The 8,094-nt window shown below is 60.1% G+C and carries 9 protein-coding genes; 7 read left to right on the top strand and 2 right to left on the bottom strand.

The window, feature by feature from the left end; translation table 11 throughout:
* The coding region (locus DBR24_RS32460) for an aminotransferase class III-fold pyridoxal phosphate-dependent enzyme (RefSeq protein ID WP_256591568.1) at positions 1-681 on the top strand (681 nt) is incomplete at its 5' end.
* Between the two features lie 225 nt (positions 682-906).
* Complete coding sequence (locus tag DBR24_RS16675) at positions 907-1,461, top strand: tetratricopeptide repeat protein (protein ID WP_003228518.1); 555 nt, start codon at positions 907-909, stop codon at positions 1,459-1,461.
* A gap of 174 nt (positions 1,462-1,635) precedes the next feature.
* Here the strand turns inward: DBR24_RS16675 and DBR24_RS16670 are convergent, their stop codons facing one another.
* A complete protein-coding gene (locus DBR24_RS16670; RefSeq protein WP_003185742.1) occupies positions 1,636-1,965 on the bottom strand; it encodes a DUF1820 family protein in 330 nt (109 codons plus the stop codon).
* Positions 1,966-2,098: 133 nt separating this feature from the next.
* Here DBR24_RS16670 and miaB point away from each other — a divergent pair, with 133 nt between their 5' ends.
* The 5 genes from miaB to lnt all read left to right on the top strand — a co-directional run bounded on the left by miaB (position 2,099) and on the right by lnt (position 7,465).
* On the top strand, positions 2,099-3,427 hold the full coding sequence (gene miaB, locus DBR24_RS16665) for a tRNA (N6-isopentenyl adenosine(37)-C2)-methylthiotransferase MiaB (protein ID WP_007960557.1): 1,329 nt from the start codon (positions 2,099-2,101) through the stop codon (positions 3,425-3,427).
* Between the two features lie 166 nt (positions 3,428-3,593).
* The gene (locus tag DBR24_RS16660) at positions 3,594-4,592 is read left to right on the top strand and encodes a PhoH family protein (protein ID WP_128615302.1); all 999 of its coding nucleotides are present in this window, start codon (positions 3,594-3,596) and stop codon (positions 4,590-4,592) included.
* Complete coding sequence (gene ybeY, locus DBR24_RS16655; protein ID WP_128615301.1) at positions 4,585-5,079, top strand: rRNA maturation RNase YbeY; 495 nt, start codon at positions 4,585-4,587, stop codon at positions 5,077-5,079. The genes DBR24_RS16660 and ybeY overlap by 8 nt, the downstream gene beginning before the upstream one ends.
* 5 nt (positions 5,080-5,084) lie before the next feature.
* Positions 5,085-5,924, top strand: coding sequence for an HlyC/CorC family transporter (locus tag DBR24_RS16650; protein WP_027612886.1), 840 nt, complete (start codon positions 5,085-5,087; stop codon positions 5,922-5,924).
* Between the two features lie 17 nt (positions 5,925-5,941).
* Entirely contained in the window at positions 5,942-7,465 is a 1,524-nt protein-coding gene (gene lnt, locus DBR24_RS16645; RefSeq protein WP_128615300.1) for an apolipoprotein N-acyltransferase, read from the top strand.
* A gap of 86 nt (positions 7,466-7,551) precedes the next feature.
* Here lnt and DBR24_RS16640 read toward each other — a convergent pair.
* Positions 7,552-8,094 (bottom strand): YdcF family protein (locus DBR24_RS16640; protein WP_256591567.1); only part of this gene is annotated, 543 nt, incomplete at its 5' end.

The following is an 8,094-nucleotide window of genomic DNA, read 5'->3' as shown; positions in this document are numbered from 1 at the left end:
ATCGTCGAGCCAGTGGCGGGCAACATGAACTGCGTACCGCCGGCGCCGGGTTTCCTCGAAGGCCTGCGCGCGCTGTGCGACAAGCATGGCGTGGTGCTGATTTTCGACGAAGTGATGACCGGTTTCCGCGTTGCCCTCGGCGGTGCCCAGGCGTACTACGGGGTCAATCCTGACCTGACCACGTTCGGCAAGATCATCGGCGGCGGCATGCCGGTCGGCTGCTTTGGCGGCAAGCGTGAAATCATGGAACGCATCGCGCCGCTGGGCCCGGTGTACCAGGCCGGCACGTTGTCGGGTAACCCGCTGGCAATGGCAGCGGGTTTGACCACGTTGCGTCTGATCAGCCGTCCGGGTTTCCACGATGAACTGACCGACTACACCACACGCCTGCTCGATGGCTTGCAACAACGCGCCGATGCAGCGGGCATTCCGTTCGTGACCACGCAGGCCGGCGGCATGTTCGGTCTGTACTTCAGCGGTGCCGACGACATCGTCACCTTCGAAGACGTGATGGCCAGCGACGCGGCCCTGTTCGGGCGCTTCTTCCACCTGATGCTGGAAGGCGGTGTGTACCTGGCGCCGAGTGCATTCGAAGCCGGTTTCACCTCGATCGCCCACGGTGAAGCCGAGCTAAAAATCACCCTGGACGCTGCCGAGCGCGCCTTCGCTGCCCTGAAGTAATCGCCGTACCGCTGACGTTGGCCATCGCCAGCGTCAGCTTTCACCTACATCCAGACGGTTTTTCCGATGCTTCTGCCAAGATTCCTCCACAAAGTGGGCGATATATTCCCCGCGCAGCAGAAAAACGAGTAAAGACTTTGTAAGGTTGGCCCTGCTTATTTCATAATGCGCGCTTATTGGATCCCTCGATGGGTCCGCGTGCCCTTCAGAGGTAAGTCGATTCCCATGAACCGCACCGGCCGCACCCTTGCCTTGGGCTGCCTGTTGCTCCTTCAGCCCCTGCTCGCGCATGCACAAGCAGGCGGCAACTCGTTGTTGATCCCGGCGATGGGTCGTTGCACCCTCAATACTCAGCCGCAAGACGTCACGCAGGCACTGGCCGCCTGCCAGAAAGCGGCAGACGAAGGGGATGCGCAAGCGCAATACGAGTTGGGTGAGTTCTACTACGACGGCAAGAATGCGCCGCGCGACCTCAATCAAGCGTTGAGCTACTTCGAGAAAGCCTCGCTGCAAGGCCACGCTCAGGCGCAGTTCAAGCTCGGCACCATGTTCTTCCACGGCGAAGGCGTGCAGGCCAACAACATTCAGGCGTACATCGTGCTGAAGATGGCGGCGGTCAACGGCGCCGAAGATGCGCTGGACACGGCCGACGAAGTCTCGGAAAAAATGTCCCGCGAGGACCTCGAAACCGCGACCCAGGTGCTCGGGCAAATTTTCCGTAAATACCTGATGGAACTGCAGAGCGCCGATGGGCGTACGCCTTTCTCGCCATTGCCTTGATCGTGTGGTGATTAGCTGTGGCGAGGGGATTTATCCCCGATGGGTTGCGAAGCAGCCCCAAACCCTGCAATCCGGTTCTGTCTGACACACCTTGCTGAATGGACTTGCGAGTGCTTCGCAGCCGAACGGGGATAAATCCCCTCGCCACAAATCATTTCAAATCCAGATCCGGTTTTACTTCTCAGGCATCGGCATCGGGAACGGCATCACATTGCCGACCGCGCCACGGGCTTCGCTGATTTTCGGGGTGCCCAGACGTTCCACCTCGTCGATGCGCACAATCGAATGCATCGGCACAAAACTGCGCACTACGCCTTCGAACTGCGCCTTGAGCTTCTCTTCGCTCGGATCGACGACCACTTGCGTGCGCTCGCCAAAGACGAACTCTTCCACTTCCAGAAACCCCCACAGATCACTTTGATAGATCTGCTTGGCGTACATTTCGAACACCTGGCCCTGGTTGAGGAAAATCACCTTATAGATTGGAGCTTCGCGTTTGGTCATGGCGGGGGGATAACATCGGGGATAAAAATGAGGGCGCAAACTATAGCATAGCCACCGGACGCGCAGCGGTAGGAACCTGAGGGCTTGTTCCCTATAATGCGCGGTTCTTTGAATCACGTGACGACCCTACTCCATGGCCAAGAAGCTTTACATCGAAACCCACGGTTGCCAGATGAACGAGTACGACAGCTCGCGCATGGTCGATCTGCTGGGCGAACACCAGGCCCTGGAAGTCACCGCGCGTGCCGAAGACGCCGACGTGATTCTGCTCAACACCTGCTCGATCCGCGAACGCGCCCAGGATCGGGTGTACTCGCAACTCGGCCGCTGGCGCGAACTGAAGCTGGCCAACCCGGACATGGTGATCGCCGTCGGCGGTTGCGTGGCCAGCCAGGAAGGCGCGGCGATCCGTGATCGCGCCCCTTACGTCGACGTGGTGTTCGGCCCGCAGACCCTGCACCGTCTGCCGGAAATGATCGACGCCGCGCGCAGCAGCAAGTTGCCGCAAGTCGACGTCTCGTTCCCGGAGATCGAAAAATTCGACCACTTGCCCGAGCCTCGCATTGACGGCCCTAGCGCCTACGTGTCGGTCATGGAAGGCTGCAGCAAGTACTGCACGTTCTGCGTGGTGCCTTACACCCGCGGCGAAGAAGTCAGCCGGCCGTTCGACGATGTGATCGCCGAGATCATCCACCTCGCCGAAAATGGCGTGCGGGAAGTGACCCTGCTCGGGCAGAACGTCAACGGCTATCGCGGCCTGACCCATGACGGGCGCCTGGCCGATCTGGCGGAACTGATCCGTGTGGTCGCCGCCGTCGATGGCATCGACCGCATCCGCTACACCACTTCACACCCGCTGGAGTTCTCCGACAGCCTGATCCAGGCCCACGCCGAAGTGCCGGAACTGGTCAAACACCTGCACTTGCCGGTGCAATCGGGTTCGGACCGGATTCTCGCGGCAATGAAGCGCAACCACACCGCGCTGGAATACAAGTCCAAGCTGCGCAAACTGCGCGCCGCCGTGCCGGGCATCTGCATCAGTTCGGACTTTATCGTCGGTTTCCCCGGCGAAACCGAGAAAGATTTCGAACAGACGATGAAGCTGATTGCCGATGTCGGCTTCGACTTCTCCTACTCGTTCGTCTACAGCCAGCGCCCGGGCACTCCGGCAGCCGATCTGGCCGATGACACCCCGGAAGAGCTGAAGAAAGAACGCCTGAACGCCTTGCAGCACCGCCTGAATCAGCAAGGCTTCGAGATCAGCCGACAAATGGTCGGTTCGATCCAGCGCATTCTCGTGACCGACTATTCGAAGAAAGACCCTGGCGAGCTGCAAGGGCGCACCGAGAATAATCGAATCGTCAACTTCCGCTGCGACAATCCGACCCTGATCGGGCAGTTTGCCGATGTGCACATCGACGCGGCACAACCGCACTCGCTGCGCGGCTCGCTGATCCAGTAAAAAATATCAGGAACACAGAGAATCCTGTGGGAGCTGGCAAGCCAGCTCCCACAGTGGACTGCACTGTTACTGAGATTGTGCTCATCAATTTAAGAGCTTTCGCACCCAGGCCTCTGGCGTTATCCTTGATTTCATCTTAATTGCCCCAGGGCGGCTAAATACGACCTTGAACGCACCCATAGAACCACATCGTTTTATCCTCGAGCCCTTTGAGGCTCGCCGCTTCGCCAATCTGTGCGGGCAATTCGACGAGCATTTGCGCTTGATCGAACAGCGCCTGGCCATCGAGATCCGCAACCGCGGAAACCAGTTCGAACTGATCGGCGACCCCAAGCACACCACGTCTGCGGAAAATCTGCTGCGCCGCCTGTACCGGGAAACCAAGGGTACAGAGCTGTCGCCGGATCTCGTGCACCTGTTCCTGCAGGAATCAGCCGTCGTCGAGCTGGACAATCACGCCCCAGCCGAAGCCTCCGTTGCCCTGCGCACCAAGAAAGGCATGATTCGCCCACGTGGCTTGAATCAGTTGCGCTACGTGAAGGAAATCCTCGGCAACGACATCAATTTCGGCATCGGTCCGGCCGGTACCGGCAAGACCTATCTGGCCGTGGCGTGTGCTGTCGATGCGCTGGAGCGCGAGCAGATCCGCCGCATCCTGCTGGTGCGTCCGGCAGTCGAGGCAGGTGAAAAACTTGGCTTCCTGCCCGGGGACCTCGCGCAGAAGATCGACCCGTACCTGCGCCCGCTCTACGACGCACTCTACGAAATGCTCGGCTTCGAATACGTGGCCAAGCTGATCGAGCGTCAGGTGATCGAAGTTGCGCCGCTGGCCTATATGCGTGGCCGCACGCTGAACAACAGCTTCATCATTCTCGACGAAAGCCAGAACACCACCGTCGAACAGATGAAGATGTTTCTGACCCGGATCGGTTTCGGCTCGACTGCGGTCATCACTGGCGACATCACTCAGGTCGACCTGCCGCGTGGCACCAAGTCCGGCCTGCATCATGTGATCGAAGTGCTCAAGGACGTACCGGGCATCAGCTTCACGCACTTCCAGCCTAAAGACGTCGTGCGCCATCCATTGGTGCAGCGGATCGTCGAAGCCTACGAGCGCTTCGAGACCCGCGCCGAAGCCGCCAAGGAAACCTCGCGCGATGCTTGAGCTAGACCTGCAAATCGCTACCGAAGCGAGCGCACCGAGTGAAGCCGACTTCCGCCGATGGTGCGAACTGGCCCTGCGCCAGCGCACCGCCGACTCGGAAATGACCATTCGTCTGGTCGACGAGGAAGAAGGCCGCGAGCTCAATCACACCTGGCGCCACAAGAATTACGCGACCAACGTCCTGTCGTTCCCGGCCGAAGTGCCCGACGAGTTTCTCGACATCCCGCTGCTCGGCGATCTGGTGATCTGCGTGGCGGTGGTCGAGCGCGAAGCCGCCGAACAGGGCAAGGAACTTAAAGCACACTGGGCACATCTGGTCATTCACGGCTGCTTGCATCTACTCGGTTACGACCATATAGATGACGACGAAGCCGAAGAAATGGAAGCACTGGAACGCGAGTTGCTTGCCGAACTGGGCTATCCCGATCCGTACGCGGACGACGAAACCGAAACATCCCCTATCGTTACAACAAAGGATTCAGAGTAATCGCTATGAGCGAAGATCGATCGAGCAACGGGCAGAAGTCATGGCTGGGTAAACTGACCCAGGCTTTTGCCCACGAGCCGAAGAACCGTCAGGAGCTGCTTGAGCTGCTGCGCGATGCACATCAGAACAAACTGCTGGACAGCGAAGCGCTGGCCATCGTCGAAGGCGCCATCCAGGTGGCTGACCTGCAAGTGCGCGACATCATGGTCCCGCGTTCGCAGATGATCAGCATCAAGGCGAACCAGACACCCCGTGAATTCCTCCCGGCCGTGGTCGACTCGGCCCACTCGCGCTATCCCGTCATCGGTGAAAGCCATGACGACGTGATGGGCGTGCTGCTGGCCAAGGACCTGCTGCCGCTGATCCTCAAGGAGAACGGCGACAGCTTCAACATCAAGGACCTGCTGCGCCCGGCCACTTTCGTGCCGGAGTCCAAGCGTCTGAACGTGTTGCTGCGTGAATTCCGCGCCAACCACAACCACATGGCCATCGTCATCGACGAGTACGGCGGTGTGGCCGGTCTAGTGACCATTGAAGACGTGCTGGAACAGATCGTCGGCGACATCGAAGACGAGCACGACGTCGAAGAAGACAGCTACATCAAGCCGCTGCCCAGCGGTGACTTCCTGATCAAGGCGCTGACGCCGATCGAGAACTTCAACGAGTTCTTCGACAGCGAGTTTTCCGATGACGAGTTCGACACCGTCGGCGGCCTGGTGATGAGCGCGTTCGGGCACTTGCCAAAACGCAATGAAATCACTGAAATCGGCGCCTATCGTTTCCGCATCCTGAACGCCGACAGCCGTCGGATTCATTTGCTGCGACTGACCCCTATCGCCCGGTAAGAAATCTAAGGACTGAAATGCGCTGGACAACCCGCCCCGGCTGGCCCGGTAACCTGCTGGCCGTGGCGGCCGGTGCAATCACCACCCTCGCTCTGGCACCTTTCAACATCTGGCCGCTGGCCTTGCTGGCGGTCGGCCTGTTCTATGCCGGTTTGCGCGAGCTGAGCCCGCGCCAGGCGCTGGGCCGTGGCTGGTGCTTCGGTTTTGGCCTGTTCGGCGCCGGCACCAGCTGGATCTATTACAGCATCCACCATTTCGGTGGTGCTTCGGTGCTGTTGGCCGGGTTCCTGATGCTGCTGTTTACCGCCGCGATCGCCTGGTTCTTTGCCCTGCCGGCCTGGTTGTGGGCGCGCTGGTTGCGCCGCAATGAAGCACCGGTGGCCGATGCCTTGGCATTTGCTGCGTTGTGGGTGGGCCAGGAAGCGTTTCGCGGCTGGTTCCTCACCGGTTTCCCATGGCTGTACTCGGGTTACAGCCAGCTCGACGGCCCCTTGGCCGGGCTCGCTCCAGTTGGCGGGATGTGGCTGGTGTCGTTCGTTCTGGCACTGACAGCGGCGCTGATCTACAACGCTCCACGCCTGCTGCAAACCAGGCGCAAAGGCTTTATCGCTGCCGGTCTGGTGCTGTTGGTTGGGCCATGGGTGGCCGGCATTGCGCTCAAAGGTCATGCCTGGACCAGCCCGTCCGGCGCACCATTGAGCGTTGCCGCGATTCAGGGCAACGTCGCACAAAGCATGAAATGGGACCCGGCCGAACTCAATGCGCAGTTGGCCCTGTACCGCGACCTGAGTTTCCGCTCGAAACCGGTGGATCTGCTGATCTGGCCAGAGACCGCCGTGCCGGTATTGAAGGAGTCCGCCGAGGGCTACCTGACCATGATGGGCACCTTCGCCGCCGAGCGTAAATCGGCGCTGATCACTGGCGTACCGATCCGCGAAACCGTTCGTCATGAAAAACGCTTCTTCAACGGCATCACCGTGGTCGGTGAAGGCGATGGCACGTATCTGAAGCAGAAACTGGTGCCCTTCGGCGAATACGTGCCGTTGCAGGATGTACTGCGCGGGCTGATCGCATTCTTCGACCTGCCGATGTCCGACTTTGCCCGTGGCCCGGCCGATCAGGCGTTGTTGCAGGCCAAGGGTTATCAAATCGCACCGTTTATCTGCTACGAAGTGGTGTATCCGGAATTTGCCGCCAGCCTGTCAGCGCGCAGCGATCTGCTGCTGACGATCAGCAACGACACCTGGTTCGGCACCTCGATTGGCCCGTTGCAGCATTTGCAGATGGCGCAGATGCGTGCACTGGAGGCCGGGCGCTGGATGATCCGCGCGACCAACAACGGCGTGACCGGCCTGATCAACCCGTTCGGGCAGATCACCGAGCAGATTCCGCAGTTTGAACAGGGCATTCTGTACGGTGAAGTGGTGCCGATGCACAACCTGACGCCGTACCTGCAATGGCGTTCGTGGCCATTGATCATCGTGTGCTTGCTGTTGTTTGGCTGGGCACTGATGGCCAGCCGGATGTCGAAAACGCTCTAAAGCAAACGATCGCAGCCTGCGGCAGCGCCTACACAGGACTTGTATTTTCCCTGTTGCAGCTGCCGCAGGCTGCGATCTTTTGATCTTCAGCGGTAAAACAGCGAATACCCCACCTGCCCTACCGCTTCGTTCAGCAATTGCCCGCTCTGCCAGATCGACTTGAACTCCGGCAGCCAGCCACCAAACGGCCTGGCGTTATCGGTCCCGAGAAAACCGACCGGCGCTGGCACCACTTCAAATCCCGCCTGCTGAAAACTCCACACCGAACGCGGCATGTGCCAGGCCTGTGTCACGATCACCACACGCTTGATCCCCTGCGGCAGCAAGATATCGGCGGTGAACTTCGCGTTTTCCCACGTAGTGCGGCTCTCACCTTCCTGCCAACGCACCGTCACGCCAAAGTCGTCGCGCAGCGAATCCGCCATCAACTTCGCCTCGGTCGGCGGCGTACCGTAATGCAAGCCACCCGTGGTCAGAATCGGCAACCCGGACGCCTTGGCCAGTCGCGCGGCATAACGCTGACGCTCAAGCCCCACGCCGGTCGGCTGATCCTCTCCCCAGGCCAGATCACCGCGCTCGCGCCCGGAACCGAGCACCACGATCGCATCGGCCCGCTGCGCCAGCGTTGC

This window comes from Pseudomonas sp. HMWF006 (assembly GCF_003061205.1).
Classification (GTDB): domain Bacteria; phylum Pseudomonadota; class Gammaproteobacteria; order Pseudomonadales; family Pseudomonadaceae; genus Aquipseudomonas; species Aquipseudomonas monsensis.
The sequence above is the reverse complement of the archived record's forward strand: the minus strand, read 5'-3'. Positions and strand labels throughout refer to the sequence as shown.

Coding starts and splice junctions, on each gene's coding strand:
- DBR24_RS16675 (WP_003228518.1), top strand. CDS start 907: ATGAACCGCACCGGCCGCACCCTTGCCTTGGGCTGCCTGTTGCTCCTT.
- DBR24_RS16670 (WP_003185742.1), bottom strand. CDS start 1,965: ATGACCAAACGCGAAGCTCCAATCTATAAGGTGATTTTCCTCAACCAG.
- miaB (WP_007960557.1), top strand. CDS start 2,099: ATGGCCAAGAAGCTTTACATCGAAACCCACGGTTGCCAGATGAACGAG.
- ybeY (WP_128615301.1), top strand. CDS start 4,585: ATGCTTGAGCTAGACCTGCAAATCGCTACCGAAGCGAGCGCACCGAGT.
- DBR24_RS16650 (WP_027612886.1), top strand. CDS start 5,085: ATGAGCGAAGATCGATCGAGCAACGGGCAGAAGTCATGGCTGGGTAAA.
- lnt (WP_128615300.1), top strand. CDS start 5,942: ATGCGCTGGACAACCCGCCCCGGCTGGCCCGGTAACCTGCTGGCCGTG.